Source organism: Nonomuraea sp. NPDC003707, assembly GCF_053587055.1.
The window spans coordinates 266,125-290,635 of sequence record NZ_JBSFNK010000005.1 but is presented as its reverse complement, the minus strand read 5'-3'; the positions used below and the strand labels follow the sequence as shown (position 1 = coordinate 290,635).

Here is a 24,511-nt window from a genome sequence, read left to right as displayed (position 1 = left end):
AGTCCCGTTGACCACCGTGGCCCTGTTCGCGCAGCTCAAGCTCCGGCTGCTGGCCGGAAACCTGCGCGGAGACCTCCAGCGCAAGCTCGGCTTCGTCTTCACCCTGCTCATCGCCACCGGCCTGGCCGTGCTCGGCTTCTTCCTGATGAGCCTGCTCCGGCTGGCGCCCCACGACATCGCCGCCGACCTGGTGATCATCGCGTTCACGTCCTTCCTGATCGGCTGGATGATCGTGCCGCTGATGGCGTTCGGCCTGGACGACACGCTCGACCCGGCGAAGCTGTCGCTCCTGCCGCTGCGCACCGGGCAGCTCGCGGTCGGCATGTTCACCGCGTCCGTGACCGGGGTCTGGCCGCTCGCCATGCTGATCGTCACGGCCGGCGCGCTGGTGGGGGTGGCGACGGGCGTCGGCGGCGTGCTGCTCGGGGTGCCGGCCGTGCTGCTGCAGTTCGCGCTGTGCGTGGTGACGTCGCGGCTGATCACCACCTCGCTCTCCAGCGCGCTGCGCACCCGGCGGGGCCGTGACGTGCTGGCCGTGGCCGCGCTGCTGGTGGTGGTGCTCGCGCAGCTGCCCAACCTCGTGATGAACCGCGGCCTCGGCGACCCCGAGGCCATGCTGCGCCAGCTGGCGGGCGTGCTCCGGTGGACGCCGCCGGGCATGGCGGCGCACGCGATGGCCGACGGCGGCCTGGCCGGGCTGGCCGAGTTGACGCTGGTGGCCGTGATCGTGGTGGTGCTGGGCCTGCTGTGGGTCAAGGCGCTGGGCCGGGCCCTGGTGACGCCCGACGTCTCCACCCAGGCCGCGTCCGTGCGCAAGGAGAGCGGCCTGGTCGACAGGTTCCTGCCGGACGGGCCGCTGGCGGCCGTGGTGACGAAGGAGCTGAAGTACATCAGGCGGGAGCCCAGGTTCCGGGTCGGCTGGTTCAGCGCGGTCGTGGTCACCGCCGTGCTGGCGTTCTCGCTGAGCAGGAACACGGGCGGCGCGGAGGGCGTGCCGATCGTGCTCACCTGCGTCGGCGCCCTGATGATCGCGCTGCAGTCGGGCAACGCGTTCGGCATCGACGGCCGCTCGTTGTGGATGAACGCCGTGGTGTTCGGCTCCGAGCGCGGGCTGGCCATCGACCTGGCCGGGCGCCACCTGGCCAACGCGCTGATCGCCGTGCCGCTGCTCACCGTGATCGCGGTGGCCACCGGCCTGTTCACCGGCCATCCCGGCATGATCGTCCCGGCGGCGCTGGCCGGGTGGGGCGCGCTCGGCATCGGGCTCGGCGTCGGGTCGGTGACCAGCGTGGTGGTCCCGTACACCGTGCCCGAGCGGATGAACGCCTTCAGCGGCGCCGCGCCCGGGCAGGGCGGCCAGGCGTTCGCCTCCGCCATGGGGGCCACCCTCGGCATCGCGCTGCTGTCGCTGCCGTTCGTGGTGCCGCTGGCGTTCGGCTGGTTCTGGGTGTGCGCGGTGGCGCCGTTCTACGGGGTGCTGGCGGAGACGCTCGGCAGGCGCCTGGCCGCCAGGATCGGATTCGCCCGGATGCCGGAGCTGCTGGGGGCCGTTTCCAAAGGTAGTTGAATGGTCTAGTCCAATGGGCGAGACCGGTCTACGGCTTCCCCGAGCGACTCGATACCCTTCGAAACATGATTGACCAGGGGCTCGAGCGTCGCAGCGCCGCCGTTACCGAGATGCCGGACGAGCTACGCCACGATGTGCGGCTGCTCGGCAAACTGCTCGGCCAGGTGCTCGCCGAACAGGGTGGCGAAGACCTGCTGGCCGACGTCGAACGGCTGCGCAAGGCAGTCATCGCAGCACGTAAGGGCGAGGTCTCGGCCGACGAGATCACCGCCATGGTCGCCGAATGGGAGATCGAGCGGGCCGTGGCGGTCGCCCGCGCGTTCACCTGCTATTTCCACCTGGCCAACCTGGCCGAGGAACACTACCGGATCCGCACACTACGCGAGAGGGACGCCGAGGGCAGGGTCCAGCGGGAGTCGCTGGCCCAGGCCGTACAGGAGCTGGGCCACGAGCGGGTCACCGAGCTGCTGGAGGGCCTGGAGCTGCACCCGGTGCTGACCGCCCACCCCACCGAGGCACGCAGGCGCGCGGTCGTCACCGCCATCCAGCGCATCAGCGGCCAGCTCACCGAGTACAACACGCCCGGCCGCGGCGCCAGCGAGCGCGCCGAGAACAAGCGCCGCATGCTGGAGGAGATCGACCTCCTGTGGCGCACGGCCCAGCTCCGCTCGACCAAGCTCGACCCGCTCGACGAGGTGCGCACCGCGATGGCCGCCTTCGACGAGACGCTGTTCCGCATGGTGCCGCAGGTCTACCGCTCGCTGGACGCCGCGCTCGACGAGCGCACCGGCACGCGCCCGCCGCAGGCCAGGCCGTTCATCCGGTACGGCAGCTGGATCGGCGGCGACCGCGACGGCAACCCCAACGTCACGGCCAGGGTCACCCGCGAGACCATCCAGATCCAGTCCGAGCACGTGCTGACGGCCCTGGAGACCGCCTGCACGCGCATCGCCCGCACGCTGACCTCCTCCGTCCAGCTCGCCGCGCCCTCGCCCGCGCTCAAGTCGGCGCTGTCCGAGGCCGTGGACGCCTACCCCGACGTGGTCTCCGAGCTGGCCACCCGCTCGCCGCGCGAGCCGCACCGGCAGTGGCTGCTGTTCGTGGCCGCGCGCATCGCCGCGACCCACCGCCGCGATCTCGACCTGGCCTACCGCGCGCCGGCCGAGCTGCTGGACGACCTGCGCGTGGCGCAGGAGTCGCTGGCCGCCTCGGCGCCGCGGCAGGCGTACGGGGAGCTGCAGCACCTCATCTGGCAGGTCGAGACGTTCGGCTTCCACCTGGCCGAGCTGGAGGTGCGCCAGCACTCCCAGGTGCACGCGGCCGCCCTGGAGGAGATCAGGGCCGGCGGCGAGCTGTCGGAGCGCACCGAGGAGGTGCTGGCCACGATCCGGGTGATCGCCTGGATCCAGGAGCGGTTCGGGGTCACGGCCTGCTCCCGCTACGTGGTCTCCTTCACCCGCTCGGCCGACGACATCGCGGCCGTCTACGAGCTGGCCAGGCACGCGCTCGGCGAGCGGGCGCCGGTGCTCGACGTCGTGCCGCTGTTCGAGTCGGGCCAGGACCTGGCCAATTCGCCGGACGTGCTGACCGGGATGCTCGAGATCCCGGCGATGCGGGCGCGCCTGGAGACCAACGGGCGGCGCATGGAGATCATGCTGGGCTACTCCGACTCGGCCAAGGAGCTCGGCCCCGCGGCCGCCACGCTCCGGCTCTACGAGGCGCAGGAGGAGCTGACGGCCTGGGCGGCCAAGCACGACGTGAAGCTGCGGATGTTCCACGGCCGCGGCGGCGCGCTGGGCCGTGGTGGCGGCCCGGCCAACCGTGCGGTGCTGGCCCAGGCGCCGGGCTCGGTCGCCGGCCGGTTCAAGGTCACCGAGCAGGGTGAGGTCATCTTCGCCCGCTACGGCCACATCGCCATCGCCCGCCGCCACCTGGAGCAGGTGGCCAACGCCGTGCTGATGGCCTCCTCGCCCACGGTCGGCGCCCGCACGGCGGCCGCCGCCGAGCGCTTCCGGGGCCTGGCCGAGCAGGTGGCGACGGCGTCGGAGCAGGCGTACCGCGCGCTGACCGAGGCGCCGGGCTTCCCCGAATGGTTCGGCCTGGTCAGCCCGCTGGAGGAGATCGGCACGCTGCGCCTGGGCTCGCGCCCGGCGCGCCGCGGGCTCGGCGCGCCGCGCTCGCTCGACGACCTGCGGGCGATCCCGTGGGTGTTCGCGTGGGCGCAGACGCGGGTCAACCTGCCCGGCTGGTACGGCCTCGGCACCGGCCTGGCCGCGGTCGGCTCCCTGGAGGAGCTGCGGGCGGCGTACGCGGAGTGGCCGCTGTTCAACGCGATGCTGGACAACGCCGAGATGTCGCTGGCCAAGACCGACCGCTCGATCGCCAAGCGCTACCTGGCGCTGGGCGGCCGGGAGGACTTCGCCCAGCAGGTGCTGGAGGAGTACGACCGGACCCGCGACCTGGTGCTGCGGGTCACCGGCCACACGCGGCTGCTGGAGAACCGGAAGGTGCTCTCGCGCGCCGTCCAGCTCCGCGACCCGTACGTGGACGCGCTCTCCCACCTCCAGCTGCGGGCCCTGCGCGCGCTGCGCACCGGCAACCCGTCGGAGCAGGAGCGCGAACGCCTGTCCACGCTCCTGCTCCTGTCGGTCAACGGCGTCGCCGCGGGCCTGCAGAACACCGGCTGATCCGGCGGTCTAGCGGAGGCCCTCGAAGAAGGCGATGACGTCGGAGGTGAGGGCCTCCGTCGCGGTGTGCGCGGTGTAGTGGCCGTGCGCCGGGGCCGGCAGCGTCTTCCAGGAGACGATGTTGGCGTGGTCGCGCTCGGCGAAGCGGCGGATCGACGTGAAGTCGCCCTCGGCCATCGCCAGCGCGGTCGGAACGGTGGTGGGCTCCTTGGGCTGCTCCGCGCGGGCGTTCTCCCAGTACTGCCGGATGGCCGAGCCGGCGGTCCCGGTGAACCAGTAGATCGCGGCGCTGGTGAGCACGAAGTCGTCGTCCAGGTCCTCGTCGAAGAGCTGGGCGAGCCAGCCCAGGAGCCCGGCGGGGGAGTCGGCGAGGGCGTGGGCGAGGGTCTGCGGCTGCTGCGAGTGCAGCACGTTGAAGGCGCCCTTCTCCTTCCAGAACCAGTCGAGCACGGCCAGCCCGGCCTGGTCCTCCTCGCTCAGTCCGGCGAACTCGGCCGGGTCGCCGGAGGGGAAGGAGAACAGCTGCGTGACGTGCACGCCCACGACGTGGTCGGGGTCGATCCTGCCGAGCTCGGGCGAGATCATCGAGCCGCCGTCGTTGCCGACCGCGCCGTAGCGGGTGTAGCCGAGGCGGGCCATCAGCTCGGCCCACGCCCTGGCGATGCGCTGGTTGTTCCAGCCCAGCTCGACGGTGGGGCCGGAGAAGCCGTAGCCGGGGACCGACGGGATGACCAGGTGGAAGTGGCGCGACAGGGGCTCGATGGCGTCGAGGTACTCGGCGACCGAGCCGGGCCAGCCGTGGGTGAGGATCAGCGCCAGGGCGTCGGGGTTGTCGTTGCGTACGTGGATGAAGTGGATGTTCTGGCCGTCGATCTCGGTGGTGAACTGCGGGTGGGCGTTGAGCCTGGCCTCCTGCGCGCGCCAGTCGAAGCCGTCCCGCCAGTAGCCGACCAGGCGCTTGACCCGCTCAACGCTGACACCCTGGTCGACGCCGGGGATCTCGTGGGTGAAGCGGGTCAGGGCGAGGCGGGCCTGGAGGTCGTCGAGGTCGGCCTGGGAGATCTCGACGCGGAAGGGGCTGATGCTCATGGAAGGCTCCCGGAACGTGCGGAACGGTTTGTTCTGTTCCAGAATAGCAGAACGGAATAGTTCATTCCACTAGAATCCGCTCCGATCCCGCGTAGACGTTGCAGCGCTCTCCGCGCAGGAACCCCACGAGCGTGATGCCGAACTCCCTGGCCAGCTCCACCGCGAGCGACGACGGCGCCGAGACCGCGCACACCGCCGGGATCCCGGCGGCCAGCGCCTTCTGCATGATCTCGTAGCTGGTCCGCCCGCTGACCATGAGCACGTGCTCGGCCAGCGGCAGCCGCTCGTTCAGCCCCGCCCAGCCGACCAGCTTGTCCACCGCGTTGTGGCGGCCCACGTCCTCCCGCACCGCCACCAGCGTGCCCGTGGCCGAGAACAGCCCTGCCGCGTGCAGGCTGCCGGTCTTGCCGAACCCGCCCTGGGCGGCGCGCAACGCGTCAGGCAGCCCGTACAGGAGCTCGGGGGTGAGGTCGAGCCGGCCCCTGGGGACCGGCTTGCAGCGGTCGTGCAGCGCCTCCAGGCTGGCCGAGCCGCAGACGCCGCACGCGCTGGAGGTGAGGAAGTGGCGGTCCAGCGCGGGCAGGTCGGGGATGGGGCCGCGCAGGCGTACGGTCACCGTGTTGTAGCGGGCCTCGGGCGGGAGGTCCTCGTCGGTGCAGTACGCGATGGCGGCGATGTCGCCGGGACCGGCCAGGCCCTCGCCGTGCAGGAACCCGGCGGCCAGCTCGAAGTCGTGCCCGGGGGTGCGCATGGTGATGGCCATGGTCTTGCGCGTGCCGTCGGGCGCGGTGAGCCGGATCTCCAGCGGCTCCTCGGTGGCCAGGTAGTCGCGCCGCTCCCTGGTGGCGGAGCCGGACAGCTCCATGATCCTGACGCGCGTGGTGGGCCCGGGGCGCGTGGTCACAGCGGCCGCACGGTGACGAGGGCGTTGTAGTCGGGGATCCGCGCGTCCGGGGAGCGGCGGGACTCGTCCAGCAGGACGTTGCCCTCCGGCCAGTGGATCTGCAGGTTGCCCGGCATGAGCGGGGCCCGCAGGATCTTGCCGCGGTAGGTGCGCTCGCCGGAGCGCAGCTCGACCGGGGTGCCGTCGGGCAGGCCCAGGCGGTCGGCGTCGTACTCGCTCATCAGCACGGCCTCGCGCATCGCGCCGTTGAAGCCGTCGCGGCGCTCGTGGACCATGCTGTTGAACTGCTTGCCGCGCCTGGTGGCCACCATGAACGCGCCGTCGGGGCGCTTCAGCGCCGGAGGCCGGACATTGCTGAAGCGGCCCAGCCCGTCGGGGGTCTGGAAGCGGCCGTCGGCGAACAGGTGGCGGCCGCCGTACTGGACGTTGTCGCCGAACTTCCGCAGGTCGGCGATGCCTCGGTAGAAGGGGACGGCGCGCTCGATCTCGGCCCGGATCTGCGGAGTGCCAGTGAAGGCGATTTTTGACGAAATTTCGGGGTTTGTGCGGGCGGCCAGCTCCGTGAAGATCTTCCACTCCGGCCACGCCTCGCCGATGCGTGGCCCCTCGACCTCGGGGGAGAAGATGATCCGGCGCTCGGTGGAGGTCTCGGTCACGCCGCCGACCATCTCGTAGCGGGTCTGCGCGGGCAGCAGCAGCACGTCGCCCTCGCCCGGGACCAGCATCTGCGACGACAGCACGATGTCGATGTGCACCCGCAGCCGCAGCCGCGACAGGGCCTCGCGGCAGTAGGCCGGGTCGGGCAGGACCTCCAGGAAGTTGCCGCCGCTCGACACCAGCGCGTCGAGTTCGCCGCGGTGGGCCGCGTCGATCATGTCGGTCGCGGTCAGACCGGGCGTGGTCGGGACCTCGAACCCCCACATCTCCGTAAATTTCGCGGCATTCTCTGGCGTGATCGGCAGCCCGCCGGGCAGGCCGGTCGCGTACGCGCCCATCTCGGCCCCGCCCTGCACGCCGCTGTGCCCCCGGATCGGCATCAGCCCGCACTTGTCGCGCCCGACGAAGCCCCTGGCCAGCGCCAGGTTCACGATCGAGCGGACGTTGTCCTCGCCGTAGCTGTGCTGCGTGATGCCCATCGACCACACCAGCACCGCCGACCTGGCCTCGCCCAGCAGCGTGGCCAGGCGGAGCATGTCGTCGCGGGAGGCCCCGGACAGCGCCTCCAGCTCCTCCCACGTCTGCCCCGCGAGCTCCCGGCGCAGCTCCTCGAAGCCCGTGGTCCGCTGGTCGACGAACTCCTTGTCCACCCAGTCGTTCTCGATCAGGTGCTTGAGCACGCCGTTGAGGAAGCCGATGTCGCCGCCCACGTTCACGCCGAAGAACTCGTCGGTGATCTTCGTGCCGAACACGGCGGACTCGGCGTTCGACGGCACCCAGTACTTGTCCATGCCGGGCTCGCGATAGGCGTTGACCATCGCGATCCGGGTGCCGGCCTTCTTGGCGTGGTAGAGGTACTTCATCGCGACCGGCTGGTTGTTCGACGGGTTGGAGCCGATGAAGACGATCAGGTCGGAGCCGATCCAGTCGGTGTACGAGCAGGTCGTGGCCGCCGCGCCGATGGTCTGCTTGAGCGCGACCGTGGAGGGCGAGTGGCAGATCCTGGCGGCGTTGTCGACGCTGTTGGTGCCGAGCGCGCGCACGGCCTTCTGGGCCGCGTAGTAGTTCTCGTTCGGCACGCCGCGGCTGGTCAGGTAGGCCCCGAAGCGCGCGTCCCGCAGGCCGTCCGCGGCCACGCGCAGAGCCTCGTCCCAGGAGATCCGGGTGAAGCCGGGCTCGCCCGCGCGGCGCAGCATGGGGTACGGCAGCCGCCCCAGCTCGCGGAGCTCGGCGCTCTTCTTGCCGACGAGTCCAGAAATATCCCGCAAAAGTGTGGTGTCCAGGGCGGGCATCGTGTTCAGCGGCAGCAGCCGCAGCCTGATGTTGCACAGATGGATCTCGTCCATCGTCCAATCCCTCATGCCTTGGGTGCCCAGCGCGCACCCGTCACACGTGCCCTGGTTGAGTATCCGCCACGCGTAACCCCGGTTGCCCTTGACCGACCTGAACGCCTTCCACAGCTCCAGGTAGTTGTTCGGCTTGCGCAGCCCGATGCCGAACGGTCGCCAAGAGGCCCAGTTACGCGGATCCAGGAGCTTGCTCATCTCTTTATCTTCCTCCTGGCTGCAAAGATAGAGGGATGCCCGACTCGCGTTACTCCGACCTCGACCGCCCGCCGCTCTCCGAGGCGGCGCTCAACCGCGCGCTGGTCCGCCCCGGCTCCCTGTGGACCGGCATCACCGTCGTGGAGAGCACCGGCTCCACCAACGCCGACCTCGCCGAGGCCGCCCACGCCGGAGCCCCGGAGGGGACGGTGCTGGTGGCGGAGTCGCAGCTGGCGGGCCGCGGCCGGCTGGGCCGTACCTGGACGGCGCCGCCGCGCTCGGGCCTGACGTTCTCGATCCTCCTCAAACCGGACGTGCCGGCCACCGCGCAGGGCTGGCTGACGCTCCTGTACGGCGTCGCCGCCGCCTCCGCCCTGCGCCGCCTGGCCGAGGTGGACGTACGCGTCAAATGGCCCAACGACCTGCTGATCGGCGAGCGCAAGCTGGCCGGGATCCTGGCCGAGCGGGCGGAGAGCGGCGTCGTCATCGGCATGGGCCTGAACGTGTCGCTCAGGCCGGAGGAGCTGCCCGTCGAGACGGCCACGTCGCTGGGCATCGAGGAGGCGGCCTGCCTCGACCGCGACCCGCTGCTCAGGGCCGTGCTCAGGGAGGTCGAGAGCCACTACAGGGAGTGGACCGACGCGAAGGGCGACGCCGAGGCGTGCGGGCTGCGCCCGGCGTACCTGGCGGCCAGCGCCACGGTCGGGCGGCGGGTCAGGGTGGAGCTGCCGGGCCGGCAGGCGGTCACCGGGACGGCCACGGGGGTCGACCAGTTCGGGCACCTGCAGGTGGAGTCGGAGGGGGAGCGCTACACGCTGAGCGCGGGCGACGTGGTGCACGTCCGCCCGGCGGACCGACCTGATCCGCCGGGAGCGTAGCCGCCGCGGCGGCGATGGTGGCACGATTTGGCCATGACCCTTCCCGACCATCATCTGACGCAGGGTGAGCGGCGCATCCGGTCCTTCCATCCCCATTGGAAGCGCCTCGTGCTCCCCTTTCTCGCGCTGGTTCTCGTCGTCGCGGCCGCGGGCGCGGCGATGTTCTTAATCCCCGGCGGCTGGGAGTACGCGTTCTACGCCAGGATCGCCGTCGTCGTCATCGGCCTCATCCTGCTGACGATCTGGTCGCTCGTCCCCTACCTGCGGTGGGTCAACACCGGCTACGTGCTCACCACCCACCGCTTCACGATCAGCACCGGCGTGCTCAACAAGTCGACCGACGAGATCCCGATCACCAAGGTCAACACGGTCAGCTCCGACCAGACGTTCTTCGAGCGCCTGCTCGGCTGCGGCACGCTGACCGTCGAGTCCGCGGGGGACCGGGGCGAGATCGTGCTGCGTGACATCCCCAAGATCCAGGACGTCCGCACCGACCTGTTCAGGCTCGTCGAGGACGCCTCCGACGGCGAGCTCGACGGCCAGTGAACGCGTGAGCCGTCCCCCCAGCCGGCCCACTGCCGAAGAGATCGAACGCCTGCTCGTCGGCTCGCCGGCCCGCTTCACGAAAGAGCAGGTCACGGCCAAGGCCGGGGTGTCGCAGGAGCTGGCCGAGCGCATCTGGCGGGCGCTCGGGTTCGCGCAGCGGGCCGACGGCGCCGTGGCGTTCACCGACGCCGACGTGGCGGCGCTGCGCCGGGTGCGCCGGATGCTCGACGGCGGCCTGCTCGACGAGCAGACCGTCATCCGCATGGCCCGCGCGCTCGGCCAGACCACGGCCAGGCTGGCGCAGTGGCAGGCCGAGATCATGATCGGCGCGATGCTGCCGCCGGAGCCCTCGGAGGACGACCTGGCCAAGGTGCTCGGGGCGGCGCAGGAGCTGATGCCCGACTTCGAGCAGGTGCTGGTCCACGTCTGGCGGGCCCAGCTCGCCGCCGCCGGCACCCGGCTGCTGGCCATCGCCGACGGCAGCGACGAGCTGGTGCCGACCCGGGTGGCGATGGCGGTGGGGTTCGCGGACCTGGTCTCGTTCACCAGGCGCAGCCGCGAGCTCGACGAGAAGGAGCTGGCCGAGCTGGTCGAGGGGTTCGAGGCGCGGGCCTCCGACGTGGTGGCCTCCCACGGCGCCCGGCTGGTCAAGACGCTGGGCGACGAGGTGCTGTTCACCGCCCCGAGCCCGGCCCAGGCCGCGGGGATCGCGCTCGACCTGGTCGAGTCGGGTGTCGAGCTGCGCGTCGGCCTGGCGTACGGGCCGGTCCTGCCCACCATGGGCGACGTCTTCGGCACCACCGTCAACCTGGCCGCCCGGCTCACCGCCATCGCCCGGCCGGGCACGATCCTGGTCGATTCCGCGCTGGCAGAAGGGCTGGAGGGGTTCGATCTGCACAAGATCAGGCGCCGGCCCGCGAGAGGGCTCGGCGTGGTCCAGCCCTATGTCTTGCGGAGATCATCCTCCTGACACAAGATGGCTGGCATGCCGTACGAAGTGCAGGGCGTCGTCGCCCGGGCCAAGGGTCAGGAAGTTTCGCTCGAGACGGTCGTGGTGCCGGACCCAGGTCCCGGCGAGGCGGTCGTCAACGTGCAGGCCTGCGGGGTCTGCCACACCGACCTGCACTATCGCGAGGGCGGGATCAACGACGACTTCCCGTTCCTGCTCGGCCACGAGGCCGCGGGCGTCGTCGAGGCGGTCGGCCCGGGTGTCACCGAGGTCGAGCCCGGCGACTTCGTGATCCTCAACTGGCGCGCGGTATGCGGCCAGTGCCGCGCGTGCCTGCGCGGCCGCCCCTGGTACTGCTTCGCCACCCACAACGCCACGCAGAAGATGACGCTCAAGGACGGCACGGTGCTGTCGCCCGCGCTGGGCATCGGCGCGTTCCTGGAGAAGACGCTGGTCGCCGCGGGCCAGTGCACCAAGGTCTCCGCCGAGGCGCCCGCGCAGGTCGCGGGCCTGCTGGGCTGCGGCGTCATGGCGGGCATCGGCGCCGCGATCAACACCGGCGGCGTGGCGCGCGGCGACTCGGTCGCCGTCATCGGCTGCGGCGGCGTCGGCGACGCCGCGATCCTGGGCGCCTCACTGGCCGGGGCCGCGAAGGTCATCGCCGTCGACGTGGACGACCGCAAGCTGGGCTGGGCGCGCGACTTCGGCGCCACCCACACCGTCAACTCCCGCGAGAGCGACCCGGTCGAGGCGATCCGCGACCTGACCGGCGGCTTCGGCGCCGACGTGGTCATCGAGGCGGTGGGCCGCCCCGAGACGTACAAGCAGGCCTTCTACGCCCGCGACCTGGCCGGCACGGTCGTGCTGGTCGGCGTCCCCACGCCTGACATGACGCTGGAGCTGCCGTTCCTCGACGTCTTCGGGCGCGGCGGCGCGCTGAAGTCCTCCTGGTACGGCGACTGCCTGCCCTCGCGCGACTTCCCGATGCTCATCGACCTGTTCCTGCAGAACCGGCTGCCGCTCGACAAGTTCGTCTCGGAGACGATCGGGATCGGGCAGGTCGAGGAGGCGTTCGCGAAGATGCACCGCGGCGAGGTGCTGCGTTCGGTGGTGACGTTCTAGATGATCGACAGGGTCATCACCTCGGGCACGTTCTCGCTGGACGGCGGCACCTGGGACGTCGACAACAACGTGTGGCTGGTCGGCGACGCCCGCGAGGTCGTCGTCATCGACGCCGCCCACGACGCCGCGACGATCGCCGAGCGGGTGGGCGGGCGCACGGTCAAGGCCATCGTCTGCACGCACGCGCACAACGACCACATCAACGCCGCCAAGCCCCTCGCCGACCGCACCGGGGCGCCCATCCGGCTGCACCCCGCCGACCAGGTGCTGTGGGAGCAGCAGTACGGGGCCGCGGCGTCGTACGAGCCGCTGGCCGACGGCGAGAAGATCGAGGTCGGCGGCATCGCGCTGGAGGTCGTCCACACCCCCGGCCACGCGCCCGGCGCGGTCTGCCTGTACGCCCCCGACCTCGGCGCCCTGTTCAGCGGCGACACGCTCTTCAAGGGCGGTCCGGGGGCGACCGGCCGGTCCTACAGCTCGTTCGACACGATCATCGACTCGATCAGGGAGCGGCTGCTGACCCTGCCGCCGGAGACCGTCGTGCACACGGGACACGGCGACTCGACCACGATCGGCGCGGAGGCGCCCCACCTGGAGGAATGGATCACCCAAGGTGGATAGCGTGATGTGGCCGACCTAACATAGGCAAGCCTTACCGAAGTGAGGTAGCTTAGGTGTGCCTTACCTAAAGGTGCCCCCACTTCGCTCGCGAGAGGCCTGTCCCCGGATGTACGTGTGCATTTGTCGTGCTGTGACCGAAAACGAGGTGCACGACTGCATCGCCTCCGGGGCCAAGAGCGCGAAGCAGATTCGCGACACCACTGGTGCCGGTGGTGACTGTGCCCGATGTGTACGGAAGATCTGTGCAATCCTGAAACGGTCTGAAGAACTGACGACCGCATAGCGAGGGGCCCGTTTCATGCAGGGCGACAAGCAGATCATCGAGCTGCTCAACGAGCAGCTGACCGCCGAGCTCACCGCCATCAACCAGTATTTCCTGCACGCCAAGATGCAGGAGAACTGGGGCTACACGAAACTCGCCGAGCACACCCGTGCGGAGTCGATCGACGAGATGCGCCACGCGGAGCGTCTGACCGATCGCATCCTCTTCCTGGAGGGCCTGCCCAACTATCAACGCCTGGGCACCCTGCACATCGGCCAGACCGTGGAGGAGCAGCTCAGGGCGGACCTCGAGGTCGAGCTCTCAGTCGTGCAGCGCCTGCGCCCGGCGATCGCGCTCATGCGCGAGAAGGGCGACGTCACCTCGGCCCGGATCTTCGAGGAGATCCTGGAGGACGAGGAGGAGCACATCGACTATCTGGAGACGGAGCTCAGCCTCATCCGCAGCCTGGGCGAGCAGCTCTACCTGGCCCGCTACGCCGAACCGCCCTCGTCCGACGACTGAGCGGCTCAGTAGCGGCTCTGTGGCACCGAAGGCGCCCCGTCCCCGGACGGGGCGCCTTCCCTTTACCTCCAGAGCCACGCCTGCTCTCCCGTGTCCCTGCACGTCCACTGGATGATCCACTTACCCTTCTTGCGCTCGCCCTTGCCGACCGCCAGGCACAGGCCGCTGGCCCGGTTGCGCAGGCGCTGCATGTCGTCGTAGATCCACTCCTGCTCGATCCCGCCGTCCGTGCACGGCCACTGGATCGCGTACTTGCCCTTGACCTGGGAGCCGCGCGCGATCGCCAGGCACATGCCGGTCTTGGCGTTGACGAGCTTGCGCCCCTTGTAGATCCACTGCTGGTCCTTGTTGTCGGAGCAGGTCCACTGGATGACCTTCTTGCCGGCCTTGACCTCGCTCTTGCCCACGGCCAGGCAGAGGTCGGTGGCGCCGTTCATCAGCCGCCCGCTGGCCCCCGCCGAGGCGGGAGCGGCGGCCAGGGACAGCGCCAGGGCGGCGGTGGCGGCGACGGCGAACAATCTGGTGGGGGTGGCGTCCACGTCAGTGACCCTTTCCGTTGAGGTATTGATCACTGAGACGCGCGCGATTCCCGTTTTGTTGTGATCGGATCCCTTATGGGGTCAGCCCTGGGGTTGGGGTGAGCAGTCGGCGACGGTGGTTTCGGAGATGACGTCCTCGTACACGCCGACCTTGTAGGTGATGAGGTCCAGGCAGCGGTTGAGATCGCTCATCTGGCGCAGCACGCGCTCCCGGTGCTCCAGCATGATGGTGAGGCGTTCCGCCTCGTTCCCGGTCCCGTTCCTGACGAGGTCGGTGTACTCCCGGATGGCGGGCAACGGCATCCCCGAGGCGCGCAGGATGATGCACGTGGTCAGCCAGTGCGCGTCCGCGTCGCTGTAGATCCGCCGCCCGCCCGGCCCGCGGCGCACGGGGTTGAGCAGGAGGCCCTCACGCTCGTAGAAGCGCAGCGTGTGCACGCTCAGCCCGGTGAGTTCGGCGAGCCGGCCGATGCTGATCTCCGATGACATGCCGCCCAGGATACGAGCCGGCTCTAGCTCCCCAGGATGGTGTAGGCCGTCCCGGCCTGGGCGTCCCAGCTCAGCGTGTCCCCGGAGCGCCGCGCGTCGCCGGACACCTGGCAGCGTCCGGCCAGGTCCGTCCGTACCGTGACCGGGCCCGAGCGCCCCACGTGCAGCGTGATCCGCTCGGCGGCGCCGTCCCGCCAGGAGACGTCCACCGTCACGTCGCCCCGGGCGCGCAGCCCGCGCACCGACCCCGTGGGCCAGGCGGAGGGCAGAGCGGGCAGTACGTGGATCTCGCCGTGCTGGCTCTGCACCAGCATTTCCGCCATACCGGCGGAAGCCCCGAAATTTCCGTCGATCTGGAACGGCGGGTGCGTGTCCCACAGGTTGTCCAGCGTGGACGTCCTCAGCTGCTCGCTCAGCATCCGGTGCGCGTGGTCCCCGTCGAGCAGCCGAGCCCAGAAGTTGATCTTCCACGCCTTGCTCCACCCGGTGCCGCCGTCCCCGCGGGCGGTCAGCGACACCTTGGCCGCCTCGCCCTCGCGGCTGCCCGCCGCGATCTGCCGGCCGGGATGCAGGCCGAACAGGTGGGACACGTGCCGATGCGTGTTCCCGGGGTCGTCCCGGTCGGCCTTCCACTCCTGGAGCTGCCCCCAGGACCCGATGCGCAGTCCCGGGTCCAGCTTCGCCAGCGCGTCGCGTACCCGCCCGCCGAACTCGGCGTCCCCCAGGACGTCCGCGGCCTCCGCCACGTTCGTGAACAGGTCCCGGACGATCTGCTGGGACATCGACGCCCCGGCCGAGAAGTCCCCGTGCTCGGGGGAGTAACTGGGCGAGACGACCAGCGTCCCGTCACGGGGGTCGGTGCGCAGGGTGTCCAGCCAGAACTCGGCCGCCCCCTTCATCACCGGATAGGCGGTCTCGCGGAGATATCCCGCGTCTCGGCTGAAGCGGTAGCGGTCGTAGAGCTGCTGCGTGAGCCAGGCCCCGGCCTCCGGGAACCAGAACGACGTGGCCCAGTCGTGGACGCCGGTGAAGCCGAACGGGTTCGTCTCGTTGTGCACGAGCCACCCGCGCGCCCCGAACATCTCCCGCGCCGTGATCTCACCCGGCTTCACCAGGCCCGCGACATAGTCGACGTACGGCTGCGCCGTCTCGGCCAGGTTCGTCTGGTCGGCGAGCCAGTAGTTCATCTGCAGGTTGATGTTGACGTGGTAGTCGCCGGCCCAGGGCGGGGTGGTGGAGTCGTTCCAGACGCCCTGCAGGTTCGCGGGCAGCGATCCGGCCCGCGAGGAGGCGATCAGCAGATAGCGGCCGTAGGAGAAGAAGAGGGCTTCGAGCGCGCGGTCGTCGGCGGAGGCGCCCCCGGTGTAGGCCGCCCGGAGCCGGTCCGTGGGGACCGGCGGCGTCCGCTGGCCGAGGTCCAGCCGTACGCGGTCGAACAGCTCCCCGTGGTCGGCCTGGTGGGCGCGGCGCAGGCCCTCGTACCCCTGGGCCACCGCCTGGTCCACGGCGGCGGTGACGGCGGCGTGCGGGTCCTCGCCGCGGTAGTCCGGATGGGCGGGGGCGTAGTCGGTGCCGGCGGACAGCACGAACACGGCGCTGTCGGCCCCGGTGACCGTGATCCGGTCGATCCCGTCCGTACGGGTGCCGCCCTCCGTGACCACCCGTACCTGGGCCTCGAACGCCATCCCGTTGTCCGCGAGCCGCCCGCGGATCGTCAGCCGCCCGTCCGAGACGCTGACCCGCCCGTCCTCGTGCGGCGAGGACACCCGGAGCGTGAACGACACCTGGCCCGCCCGATCGGCCGTGACCCGCCCGGCGATGACGTTCCCGGGGTGGCTGGCGAAGTACTCGCGCGAGTGCCGCACCCCGTCCGCCGTGTACGTCACCCTGGCCACGGCCTCGCTCAGGCTCAGCTCCCGGCGGTAACCGGCGGGGGAGCCCGGCTGCCCGGCCAGGTCCAGCCAGAGGTCGCCGAACGGCTGGTACGCGCCGAACCCCGACTTCGGCTGCCCCAGCGCGGCCGCCACCTCCTCCGGCGCCATCCGCCCGTCGCGATCCAGCGCCTCCTGGACCTCGGCGAGCGCGTCCGGCCGGGGAGCGGTCCAGTCGCCGAAGTCGTATCCCTCCCGCGATCCCGGGCCACCCGTCCACAGGCTCTTCTCGTTGAACTGGAGCCGCTCGGTGTCCGTCCCGCCGAACACCATCGCCCCGAGCGCGCCGTTCCCGATGGGTAACGCCTGCGTCTCCCAGTCGGTGGCCGGCCGGTCGTACCAGAGGGTCAGATCAGTCACGGGGGACAACGTTAACAACATTATTTCTTCCGGACGGCAGAGGGCCGGGGACTCCATTGCTTTCGTTTCTCGGTAATCGCGGTAATTTAATCCCGACTAACCGATATTTAGCCGCGTTTGCCCAGGTCAATGGATAGGTCAACTGCGAGTCAAACCGCGCGCTGTGCCCGGGAAACGATCGCTTAAGGTCCTACGATCGCTTCATGACCTGCGTACTTCTCGCCGAGGATGACACCTCGATCTCTGAGCCGCTCGCGCGTGCATTGCGCCGTGAGGGCTATCAGGTCGAGGTGAGCCCCGACGGCCCGCAAGCCCTGGAAAGGGCTCTGTCGGGCGGCATCGATCTCATCGTTCTTGACCTTGGACTGCCCGAAATGGACGGTTTGGAGGTGGCTCGTCGCATCCGGGCCGAGGGCCACGGCACTCCGGTCCTGATTCTCACCGCTCGCGTCGACGAGGTGGACACCGTCGTCGGCCTCGACGCCGGCGCGGACGACTACGTGACGAAGCCGTTCAGGCTGGCCGAGCTGCTCGCCCGGGTACGGGCGCTGCTCCGGCGCGGCACCTCCGAGACTCCGGTCGTCCAGGGCGTGCGTATAGACGCCGACTCCCGCCGCGCGTGGATGGGGGAAAAGGAGCTGCATCTGACAACGAAGGAATTCGACCTGCTGCGTGTGCTCGTCCGCGACGCCGGAAAGGTGGTCACGAGGGAGCAGATCATGCGCGAGGTCTGGGACACGAACTGGTGGGGTTCGACCAAGACCCTCGACATGCACATCTCCTGGCTACGCCGCAAACTCGGCGACGACGCCGCGAAACCGCGTTACATCACGACCGTCCGGGGAGTCGGCTTCCGGTTCGAACGCGAGTAGGAGATGCGCCGCCGACTGCTCTCCTCAACCCTGGTCGTCGCGGTCATCGCGGTTCTGCTGCTGGGGGTCCCCCTGGGTGTCGTCGTCAGCCGGCTGATCGTCGACGAGGCGGCTCAGGAGCTCGGGGCGGAGGCCAAGCGTCTCGTGGGAGAGGTCGAGTACGCCCGTGTCCAGGAGACGCCGCTCGACCCCCAGCAACTGGAGCAGAAGTATCCCGGCAGGTACATCCAGATCTGGGAACGCGGAACCCCCTTGCGGGTGACCGTGGTCGGCAGCGCACCGCCGTCCGGTCACCTGATGACCGAGGACGCGCAGACCAACACCGGCGTCTATGTCCGCATAAGTCGCGATCGCGACCAGGTTGAACAGGACGTACGGGCCCGGCTCCTGCTCATCGTGGCCCTGGCCGTCGCCGCCCTGGCGGTGGCCGTGAGCCTGGCCGTCGTACAGTCCCGGCGGCTGACGCTGCCCTTGCAGGACCTGGCGAAGATCGCCGAGCGGCTGGGCTCCGGAGACGCCCGGCCGAGCAAACACCGCTACGGCATTCCCGAACTCGACCGGGTGGCCCAAGTGCTCGACCGCAGCGCGACCCGCATCTCCGACCTGCTCACCCGCGAGCGCGAGTTCGCCACCGACGCCTCCCACCAGCTCCGGACCCCCCTGACCGGTCTCACCATGCGCCTGGAGGAGATCGTGTCGGCCGCGGACGAGCCGGAGGTCGTACGGGAGGAGGGCGAGGCGGCGATCGTGCAGGCGGAGCGGCTCACCGCCGTGATCGACGAGCTGCTGGCGGCGGCGCGGCGCCAGCGCCACGCCCAGGCCGAGCCGGTCGCCATCGACGACGTGATCATCCAGCAGATCAGGGAGTGGGAGCCGGTGTTCCGGGAGGCGGGGCGTATCCTGCGGCTCGAAGGCGCCCGCGGTCTGAAGGCGATGGCCACCACCGGCGGCTTCGGCCAGGTGATCGCGTCGCTGCTGGAGAACTCCCTGCGCCACGGCGGCGGCGACGTCACCGTCACGTCGACCAGCGGCGACAACTACGTGGTGATCGAGGTCGCGGACGAGGGTCCGGGCATCGCCGACGAGATCGCCCCCAAGATCTTCGAGCGGAACGTCAGCGGCGGCGGAGGCACCGGTCTCGGGCTGACGCTCGCCCGCGCGCTGGCCGCGGCCGACGGCGGCAGGCTGGAGCTGGTACGGCGCCGCCCGGCGACGTTCGCCATCTTCCTGCGCCCGGCCGAGGACGACGGCGCGAGGACCCGCGTGGTCAGCGGTCCTGCTTGACCCCGGTCTCGGGCAGCTCCATCGGGATGGGCTCGGTGGCCTCCAGGAACACCCACTTCTTGTACGACCAGTAGCGGAACAGCGTGCCGAGCCCCACGCCCACGATGTTGGCGATGTTGAAGCTGAGCGGGTCGTGCAGGTCGAGCGTGTAGGTGGTGAAGCCGATCGTCAGCATGCCGAACAGCAGCGCGATGCCGTTGAGCAGGAAGAACAGGAAGTATTCGCGCCTCAGCCCGCTCTGGTCGCGGTGCCGGAAGGTCCAGAAGCGGTTGCCGATGTAGGCGAAGGTCGTGGAGATCGTCGTCGCCACGACCTTGGACGTCAGCGGGCCCCAGCCCAGGCCCACGTTGCAGAGGTTGAGGAGGCCGGTGTCGATCAGGAAGGCGACGGCCCCGATGCTCCCGAACTTGGCCAGTTCGTACACAAGGGAGGAGAACCGCTCGTAGAGGCGTTTGGCGAGGTCCACGTCTCTGCTCGGTCCCTTCCTTCGGCGAGCCTGACCCAACTCAGCGTACCGGCCACCGTGTAGGCCCGACGTCAGGCTGGTGAACTTACCACTTAGAAATATCGTCCTATGCCCGGCATTTACGACAGTTGGGCATTACGCTGCGTTGCACATCGCCCGCGACCCAGCATGAGCGGGCGGAGCGGAACGCTGGGCGGTCGTGCCTGCGAAGGCGACCCGGAACGGCCGCCCAGCCCGGGGAGTCCGGGAAAGTCGTTCCGTCCCGGTAAGCTCACCTGGCGTGAGTTCCTACAGCCCCATCGGGCCGGTCGTCGGCATCGTCGGCGCAGGCCAGCTGGCCAGGATGTCGCAGCCGCCGGCCATCGCGCTCGGCGTCGAGCTGCGGGTGCTGGCCAACTCTCCGGAGGAGAGCGCCGCACGAGTGATCGTCGACACGCGCGTCGGAGATTACCGCGATCTGGACGATCTGCGCGAGTTCGCCAAGGGCTGCGACGCGATCACGTTCGACCACGAACACGTGCCCACCGAGCACATCCGAGCCCTGACCGAGGCCGGCCACTCCGTGCACCCCGGGGCCGACGCCCTCGTGCACGCCCAGGACAAGGCCGTCATGCGCGAGCGGCTGACCGCGATCGGCGTGCCGTGCCCGGCGTGGGCGCGCGTGTCGTCGCCCGAAGAGGCCACGCGCTTCGCGGAGCAGCACGGCTGGCCGATGGTCCTGAAGTCGGTGCGCGGCGGCTACGACGGCCGCGGCGTGTGGGTGTGCAGGTCGGCCGAGGAGGTCGCGGAGGCGTTCGCGACCGGGGTCGAGCTGCTCGCCGAGGCGTTCGTGCCGTTCGAGCGGGAGCTGGCGGTGCTGGTCGCCCGCTCGCCGCACGGGCAGGGCGTCAGCTACCCGGTAGTGGAGACCGTGCAGCAGGACGGCATCTGCGTGGAGGTCATCGCGCCCGCTCCCGGGCTGGACCCCGAATACTCCGCGCAGGCGCAGCGCATCGGTCTGAAGATCGCCCACGAGCTCGGCGTGACCGGGCTGCTCGCGGTCGAGCTCTTCGACACGCCGAACGGGCTCGTGGTCAACGAGCTGGCCATGCGCCCGCACAACAGCGGCCACTGGACCATCGAGGGCTCGACGACGTCGCAGTTCGAGCAGCATCTGAGGGCGGTGCTGGACCTGCCGCTCGGCTCGCCCAAGATGACCGCCCAGGTCGTCGTCATGGCCAACCTGCTCGGTGGCGAAGAGCCCGACCTGTTCAAGCGCTACGAGCACGTGCTGGCCCACGATCCGGGCATCAAGCTGCACTTCTACGGCAAAGAGGTGCGCCCCGGCCGCAAGATCGGCCACGTGACGGCCCTCGGCTCCAACCTCGACGAGGTGCGCGCCCGCGCCCGCCACGCCGCCGTCTACCTCACCACCGGGGAGTACACGTGAGAGAGCGAAGCGAACGAGCAATGAGACACAGCAGCATCCCGATGCTCACGATGCCGACGAAGGCGGCATCGTGAGCATCGGGATTGTGATGGGGAGCGACTCCGACTGGCCGGTCATGAAGGCCGCCGCGGAGGCGGTCGCCGAGTTCGGCGTGCCCTTCGAGGCGGACGTGGTCTCGGCGCACCGCATGCCGACCGAGATGATCGACTACGGTCGCCAGGCCGCCTCCCGGGGCCTCCAGGTGATCATCGCCGGGGCCGGGGGAGCCGCGCACCTGCCCGGCATGCTGGCCTCCGTCACGCCGCTGCCGGTGATCGGGGTGCCGGTGCCGCTGAAGTACCTCGACGGGATGGACTCGCTGCTGTCGATCGTCCAGATGCCCGCCGGGGTGCCGGTGGCGACGGTGGCGGTCGGCGGGGCCCGCAACGCGGGGCTGCTGGCCGTACGCATCCTCGCCGCGTCCGACCCCGGGTTGCGGGAGCGGATGGAGGAGTTCCAGGTGCGGTTGAAGGAGCAGGCGTACGCCAAGGGCGAGAAGCTCCGCGCGGAGGCCGCGAACCTCGGGTTGTGACGGGGGGTGCGCCTACGGCGGCCGGGGGTCGTGATGGGGGGGTGTGCCTACGGTGGCCCAGGGTCGTGATGGGGGTGCGCCTACGGCGGCCGGGGGCTGTCGTAGGCGGGGGATAGGTCTGTCAGGGGCGGGGCCGGGGTAGGTCGTAGGCGGAGGATTGATCCGTCAGGGGCGGCCGAGGGCGCGGTAGTGCCATCCGGCGGACCGCCACGTCTCGGCATTCAGGGCATTACGCCCGTCCACGATGCGCCGGGTCGCCACCACAGTTCCCAGCTCCTCGGGGTCGAGCTCCACGAACTCCTGCCACTCGGTGAGCAGCAGCACCACGTGCGCTCCCCGTACCGCGTCCAGGGCTGATTCGCCGTAGTTCAGCTCGGGGTGAGCCTTACGGGCGTTGTCGAGCGCGATGGGGTCGTACACGGTGACCTGTCCGCCCTGGTGGCCGATGGTCACGGCGACGTCCAGTGCGGGGGAGTCGCGGATGTCGTCCGAGTTCGGCTTGAACGCGGCGCCCAGCACGCCCACGGTGCACCCGTGGAACGAGCCCCCGGCCAGCTCCCTGGCCAGATCGACCATGCGGGCGCGCCGCCGCAGGTTGATGGCGTCCACCTCGCGCAGGAACGTCAGCGCCTGGTCCGCTCCCAGCTCCCCGGCCCGCGCCATGAACGCCCTGATGTCCTTGGGCAGGCAGCCGCCGCCGAACCCGAGGCCCGCGTTCAGGTAACGTCCGCCGATCCGGTCGTCGTACGACAGCGCCTCGGACAACTGCTTGACGTCGGCGTGCGCGGCCTCGCAGACCTCGGCCATCGCGTTGATGAACGAGATCTTGGTGGCCAGGAACGCGTTCGCGGCCGTCTTGACCAGCTCGGACGTGGCGAAATCGGTCACCACGAACGGAACCTCGCCCAGCGGCTCGTACACCTCGCGCAGCACCTTCTCCGCTCGCTCGGTGCGAACGCCGACCACGATGCGATCCGGGTGCATGGTGTCCTGAACCGCGAACCCCTCCCGCAGGAACTCGGGGTTCCAGGCCAGCTCGGCCTGCCCACCGGCGGGCGCGAGGCGGGTGAGCTTGTCCGCGAGCCGCTCGGCGGTGCCGACGGGCACGGTGGACTTGCCCACGACCAGGCACTGGCGGTCGAGGAACGGGGCGAGGGACTCGATCGCGTTGTCCATGTACGTGACGTCCGCGGCATATTCGCCGCGTTTCTGGGGAGTGCCTACGCAGACGAAATGCACGTCGCCGAAGGCGGCGGCTTCCTCGTACGAGGTGGTGAAGCGGAGGCGGCCGGATTCGAGCCCGCGGCGGAGCACAGGCTCGAGCCCGGGCTCGTGGATCGGGAGCTCCCCTTGGTTGAGGCTGCGGATCTTGTCGGCGTCGATATCAAGGCCCAGGACGTCGAATCCGAGATCAGCCATGCACGCCGCATGGGTGATGCCCAGGTATCCGGTCCCGATCACCGTGAGGCGATATGGCACGAGTGAGCTCCTTTCGATCGCGCAGGCATGCTACCGGCCCTAGCTACCTCGTACGTGCCACCTGCATCTCTTCGCAAACCGTACCGACTAGTAACAAGAAGGTCGGACCTCCGGATATCTGACACCCTCTACGCCGTCGCCGACAAGAAGATCACGCCGGGACCAACGGCGCGGTCCTCGCGGCGGGGCGCTTCGCGCCGAGGGCAAAGGCGCGGTCCTCGCTTGGGGGGCGCTTCGCGCTAGGGGGCTCAGGCTGTGACATTGGGGGGGCGCAGCCCCCCAAACCCCCAGCCAAACCCCGCTTCGCCGACTCGTTGAGCACGTGAGCCATAGAGAGAAGCACGGCCAGGGGCAAGGAGGCGCTGAGGCCACCACGAGGCCCTGTTCGTGAGCTCGGGAGATGGGACCGGTCCGAGCTCAGTCCTTTGCCGCGAGGCCGACGTCGAACCGCACCTCGACCTCATCGCTCAGCTTGAGCGCGCCGAAGAACGCGGAATACGGTCGAATCCCCCACCGGGACTGCACGATGGCCGCCGAGCCCCGTACGCGGTCATCGGCGACCATGCCCTGGACCGTCACCAGCCGGGTCACCCCGAGGATGGTGAGGTCGCCCTCGATGTGGAACGACTCCGCGGTCCCGTCGACCCGTGTCGACCGGAAGGTGATCGCCGGATGTCGGCCGGTGTGCAGGATCTTCTCCCGGATGGTTCGCTCGATCTCCTCGCGGTCGGAGTCCGTGAGCGGCTTGATGCCGCCGGTCCCTGCCCGGACTTCGAGCGAACCCGGGTCGACCTCGACGGTCAGCGAGGAGTTCGCCGGGGCGGCGGTGTCGATTGTGGCGTCGCCGCTCCAGCGCGTGACCTCGATGGTGAGATCGTGGCCGGCCTTGGCGCCCAGACCGGTGCGGGTCGTGTGGATGAGGAGGCGGCCGGAATCGGGTCCGAATGTGTAGCTACCAGCGGTAATGCTCACCTTGTCAGGCTAACTCGCACCACGCGTCCGCCTTCTGACCGAGGGGCGTGTCCGCCGCCGTGGGCGAAAACTTGCTGGCGGGTGGTGGAGATGCGGCTTTCGACCGGGGGCGTGTCCGTCAACGTGGTGAGACCTGCTGGCAGGCGGTGAAGATGTCGCTTCTGACCGGAGGGCGTGTCCGTCGGCGTGGTGAAAACCTACGGGCAGGTGGTGGAGATGCCGCCGCGTCCCCAGGTACAGCCGTCGATCTTCTTGAGGTCGCTGCTCCGGTAGAGGCCGGCCGTGTCCCCGTCGTTGTTCCAGACGTACCACTTGCGACCCCAGTACAGGGTGGTCGAGGTGTCGGTCCCCTGGCCCGAGCGTACGGTCACTGATTTGCCGGGCTTGAGGGTGAAGCTGGGGAATCGGTACTTGTAGCCGGTCTCGTCCCGCAGGATCCAGTTCTCGAGCTGGATGCTTCGCCTGCTCATGTTGCGCAGCACCGCGTATTCGCCGTTGAGCGAGACGTTGCCGCCCCGGTCGGACCCTGGCGAGTCGTAGTAGATCTTGACGATCTGAACGACCGGGGTCGCGGCCTGGGTGGGCGTACTGGCCGACGGCAGGATCACGGCGGCGACGCCGGTCGCCGCGAGGAGGCGCTTGAGCACTGCGGGCTCCATATGGCTAGAGATGGAACGTGACATCAGTGGGACGGCTGCTGTGATTGCCGGGTTGGCGATCAACGGCGTCCGCATCCGGCCAATCTCGCGAAAGGCGCTCCGCGTCCGGCCG

23 protein-coding genes are annotated in these 24,511 nt (G+C 70.1%); 13 read left to right on the top strand and 10 right to left on the bottom strand.

Annotated features, from left to right (window positions below):
• Positions 1 to 16 precede the first annotated feature (16 nt).
• Both ACWDRB_RS15275 and ACWDRB_RS15270 read left to right on the top strand, forming a co-directional pair.
• On the top strand, positions 17 to 1,567 hold the full coding sequence (locus ACWDRB_RS15275; protein ID WP_449894687.1) for a hypothetical protein: 1,551 nt from the start codon (positions 17 to 19) through the stop codon (positions 1,565 to 1,567).
• A gap of 65 nt (positions 1,568 to 1,632) precedes the next feature.
• Positions 1,633 to 4,254 carry a phosphoenolpyruvate carboxylase gene (locus ACWDRB_RS15270; protein WP_449894166.1) on the top strand — a complete coding sequence of 874 codons (2,622 nt, stop codon included), beginning with the start codon at positions 1,633 to 1,635 and terminating at the stop codon, positions 4,252 to 4,254.
• A gap of 9 nt (positions 4,255 to 4,263) precedes the next feature.
• Here ACWDRB_RS15270 and ACWDRB_RS15265 read toward each other — a convergent pair whose 3' ends face one another.
• From ACWDRB_RS15265 to ACWDRB_RS15255, 3 genes are all read right to left on the bottom strand, one after another.
• Positions 4,264 to 5,343, bottom strand: coding sequence for an epoxide hydrolase family protein (locus ACWDRB_RS15265; protein WP_449894164.1), 1,080 nt, complete (start codon positions 5,341 to 5,343; stop codon positions 4,264 to 4,266).
• Between the two features lie 61 nt (positions 5,344 to 5,404).
• The gene (gene fdhD / locus ACWDRB_RS15260) at positions 5,405 to 6,247 is read right to left on the bottom strand and encodes a formate dehydrogenase accessory sulfurtransferase FdhD (protein ID WP_449894162.1); all 843 of its coding nucleotides are present in this window, start codon (positions 6,245 to 6,247) and stop codon (positions 5,405 to 5,407) included.
• Entirely contained in the window at positions 6,244 to 8,448 is a 2,205-nt protein-coding gene (locus ACWDRB_RS15255) for an FdhF/YdeP family oxidoreductase (RefSeq protein WP_449894159.1), read from the bottom strand. Before ACWDRB_RS15255 ends, fdhD begins: the two co-directional genes overlap by 4 nt.
• A gap of 35 nt (positions 8,449 to 8,483) precedes the next feature.
• Here ACWDRB_RS15255 and ACWDRB_RS15250 point away from each other — a divergent pair, with 35 nt between their 5' ends.
• The 7 genes from ACWDRB_RS15250 to bfr all read left to right on the top strand — a co-directional run bounded on the left by ACWDRB_RS15250 (position 8,484) and on the right by bfr (position 13,348).
• Complete coding sequence (locus ACWDRB_RS15250) at positions 8,484 to 9,326, top strand: biotin--[acetyl-CoA-carboxylase] ligase (protein WP_449894157.1); 843 nt, start codon at positions 8,484 to 8,486, stop codon at positions 9,324 to 9,326.
• A gap of 33 nt (positions 9,327 to 9,359) precedes the next feature.
• The gene (locus ACWDRB_RS15245) at positions 9,360 to 9,872 is read left to right on the top strand and encodes a PH domain-containing protein (RefSeq protein WP_449894155.1); all 513 of its coding nucleotides are present in this window, start codon (positions 9,360 to 9,362) and stop codon (positions 9,870 to 9,872) included.
• A 4-nt stretch (positions 9,873 to 9,876) separates the two neighbouring features.
• Positions 9,877 to 10,842, top strand: a complete 966-nt coding sequence (locus ACWDRB_RS15240; protein WP_449894153.1) for an adenylate/guanylate cyclase domain-containing protein — start codon at positions 9,877 to 9,879, stop codon at positions 10,840 to 10,842.
• A gap of 15 nt (positions 10,843 to 10,857) precedes the next feature.
• Positions 10,858 to 11,943 (top strand): S-(hydroxymethyl)mycothiol dehydrogenase, encoded by a 1,086-nt coding sequence (locus ACWDRB_RS15235; RefSeq protein WP_350728332.1) that lies wholly within the window; start codon positions 10,858 to 10,860, stop codon positions 11,941 to 11,943.
• Positions 11,944 to 12,564, top strand: coding sequence for an MBL fold metallo-hydrolase (locus tag ACWDRB_RS15230; protein ID WP_449894150.1), 621 nt, complete (start codon positions 11,944 to 11,946; stop codon positions 12,562 to 12,564). It begins immediately after the preceding gene.
• A gap of 106 nt (positions 12,565 to 12,670) precedes the next feature.
• Positions 12,671 to 12,847 (top strand): (2Fe-2S)-binding protein, encoded by a 177-nt coding sequence (locus tag ACWDRB_RS15225; protein WP_138669932.1) that lies wholly within the window; start codon positions 12,671 to 12,673, stop codon positions 12,845 to 12,847.
• Between the two features lie 15 nt (positions 12,848 to 12,862).
• A complete protein-coding gene (gene bfr / locus ACWDRB_RS15220) occupies positions 12,863 to 13,348 on the top strand; it encodes a bacterioferritin (RefSeq protein WP_355190676.1) in 486 nt (161 codons plus the stop codon).
• Positions 13,349 to 13,410: 62 nt separating this feature from the next.
• On the opposite strand, the gene ACWDRB_RS15215 is transcribed toward bfr, so the two are convergent.
• The 3 genes from ACWDRB_RS15215 to ACWDRB_RS15205 all read right to left on the bottom strand — a co-directional run bounded on the left by ACWDRB_RS15215 (position 13,411) and on the right by ACWDRB_RS15205 (position 16,667).
• Entirely contained in the window at positions 13,411 to 13,887 is a 477-nt protein-coding gene (locus ACWDRB_RS15215) for an RICIN domain-containing protein (RefSeq protein ID WP_350728334.1), read from the bottom strand.
• An 81-nt stretch (positions 13,888 to 13,968) separates the two neighbouring features.
• Positions 13,969 to 14,376, bottom strand: a complete 408-nt coding sequence (locus ACWDRB_RS15210; RefSeq protein ID WP_449894146.1) for a MerR family transcriptional regulator — start codon at positions 14,374 to 14,376, stop codon at positions 13,969 to 13,971.
• Positions 14,377 to 14,399: 23 nt separating this feature from the next.
• Positions 14,400 to 16,667, bottom strand: coding sequence for a glycoside hydrolase family 95 protein (locus tag ACWDRB_RS15205; protein WP_449894143.1), 2,268 nt, complete (start codon positions 16,665 to 16,667; stop codon positions 14,400 to 14,402).
• Between the two features lie 203 nt (positions 16,668 to 16,870).
• Between ACWDRB_RS15205 and ACWDRB_RS15200 the strand changes: the two genes are divergently transcribed.
• Positions 16,871 to 17,539 carry a response regulator transcription factor gene (locus ACWDRB_RS15200; protein ID WP_043620820.1) on the top strand — a complete coding sequence of 223 codons (669 nt, stop codon included), beginning with the start codon at positions 16,871 to 16,873 and terminating at the stop codon, positions 17,537 to 17,539.
• A 3-nt stretch (positions 17,540 to 17,542) separates the two neighbouring features.
• Entirely contained in the window at positions 17,543 to 18,823 is a 1,281-nt protein-coding gene (locus tag ACWDRB_RS15195) for an ATP-binding protein (RefSeq protein WP_449894141.1), read from the top strand.
• Here ACWDRB_RS15195 and ACWDRB_RS15190 read toward each other — a convergent pair.
• On the bottom strand, positions 18,807 to 19,289 hold the full coding sequence (locus ACWDRB_RS15190) for a GtrA family protein (protein ID WP_397371230.1): 483 nt from the start codon (positions 19,287 to 19,289) through the stop codon (positions 18,807 to 18,809). The two genes, ACWDRB_RS15195 and ACWDRB_RS15190, sit on opposite strands and share 17 nt — an antisense overlap.
• A gap of 280 nt (positions 19,290 to 19,569) precedes the next feature.
• Between ACWDRB_RS15190 and ACWDRB_RS15185 the strand changes: the two genes are divergently transcribed.
• Positions 19,570 to 20,718, top strand: a complete 1,149-nt coding sequence (locus ACWDRB_RS15185; RefSeq protein WP_350728339.1) for a 5-(carboxyamino)imidazole ribonucleotide synthase — start codon at positions 19,570 to 19,572, stop codon at positions 20,716 to 20,718.
• A gap of 88 nt (positions 20,719 to 20,806) precedes the next feature.
• Complete coding sequence (purE, locus tag ACWDRB_RS15180) at positions 20,807 to 21,289, top strand: 5-(carboxyamino)imidazole ribonucleotide mutase (RefSeq protein WP_397371238.1); 483 nt, start codon at positions 20,807 to 20,809, stop codon at positions 21,287 to 21,289.
• Positions 21,290 to 21,454: 165 nt separating this feature from the next.
• Here purE and ACWDRB_RS15175 read toward each other — a convergent pair whose 3' ends face one another.
• The 3 genes from ACWDRB_RS15175 to ACWDRB_RS15165 all read right to left on the bottom strand — a co-directional run bounded on the left by ACWDRB_RS15175 (position 21,455) and on the right by ACWDRB_RS15165 (position 24,387).
• Positions 21,455 to 22,768: a UDP-glucose dehydrogenase family protein gene (locus ACWDRB_RS15175; RefSeq protein WP_449894138.1), complete on the bottom strand. Its 1,314-nt coding sequence runs from the start codon at positions 22,766 to 22,768 to the stop codon at positions 21,455 to 21,457.
• Between the two features lie 417 nt (positions 22,769 to 23,185).
• The gene (locus tag ACWDRB_RS15170; protein ID WP_397371232.1) at positions 23,186 to 23,740 is read right to left on the bottom strand and encodes a YceI family protein; all 555 of its coding nucleotides are present in this window, start codon (positions 23,738 to 23,740) and stop codon (positions 23,186 to 23,188) included.
• A 197-nt stretch (positions 23,741 to 23,937) separates the two neighbouring features.
• The gene (locus ACWDRB_RS15165) at positions 23,938 to 24,387 is read right to left on the bottom strand and encodes a lamin tail domain-containing protein (RefSeq protein WP_449894135.1); all 450 of its coding nucleotides are present in this window, start codon (positions 24,385 to 24,387) and stop codon (positions 23,938 to 23,940) included.
• Between the last annotated feature and the right edge of the window lie 124 nt (positions 24,388 to 24,511).

What these genes read in the sequence shown, in the direction of transcription:
- ACWDRB_RS15235 (WP_350728332.1), top strand. Translation starts at nt 10,858, where the DNA reads ATGCCGTACGAAGTGCAGGGCGTCGTCGCCCGGGCCAAGGGTCAGGAA.
- ACWDRB_RS15245 (WP_449894155.1), top strand. Translation starts at nt 9,360, where the DNA reads ATGACCCTTCCCGACCATCATCTGACGCAGGGTGAGCGGCGCATCCGG.
- purE (WP_397371238.1), top strand. Translation starts at nt 20,807, where the DNA reads ATGGGGAGCGACTCCGACTGGCCGGTCATGAAGGCCGCCGCGGAGGCG.
- ACWDRB_RS15195 (WP_449894141.1), top strand. Translation starts at nt 17,543, where the DNA reads ATGCGCCGCCGACTGCTCTCCTCAACCCTGGTCGTCGCGGTCATCGCG.
- ACWDRB_RS15225 (WP_138669932.1), top strand. Translation starts at nt 12,671, where the DNA reads ATGTACGTGTGCATTTGTCGTGCTGTGACCGAAAACGAGGTGCACGAC.
- ACWDRB_RS15250 (WP_449894157.1), top strand. Translation starts at nt 8,484, where the DNA reads ATGCCCGACTCGCGTTACTCCGACCTCGACCGCCCGCCGCTCTCCGAG.
- ACWDRB_RS15230 (WP_449894150.1), top strand. Translation starts at nt 11,944, where the DNA reads ATGATCGACAGGGTCATCACCTCGGGCACGTTCTCGCTGGACGGCGGC.
- ACWDRB_RS15210 (WP_449894146.1), bottom strand. Translation starts at nt 14,376, where the DNA reads ATGTCATCGGAGATCAGCATCGGCCGGCTCGCCGAACTCACCGGGCTG.
- bfr (WP_355190676.1), top strand. Translation starts at nt 12,863, where the DNA reads ATGCAGGGCGACAAGCAGATCATCGAGCTGCTCAACGAGCAGCTGACC.
- ACWDRB_RS15200 (WP_043620820.1), top strand. Translation starts at nt 16,871, where the DNA reads ATGACCTGCGTACTTCTCGCCGAGGATGACACCTCGATCTCTGAGCCG.
- ACWDRB_RS15270 (WP_449894166.1), top strand. Translation starts at nt 1,633, where the DNA reads ATGATTGACCAGGGGCTCGAGCGTCGCAGCGCCGCCGTTACCGAGATG.
- ACWDRB_RS15265 (WP_449894164.1), bottom strand. Translation starts at nt 5,343, where the DNA reads ATGAGCATCAGCCCCTTCCGCGTCGAGATCTCCCAGGCCGACCTCGAC.
- ACWDRB_RS15255 (WP_449894159.1), bottom strand. Translation starts at nt 8,448, where the DNA reads ATGAGCAAGCTCCTGGATCCGCGTAACTGGGCCTCTTGGCGACCGTTC.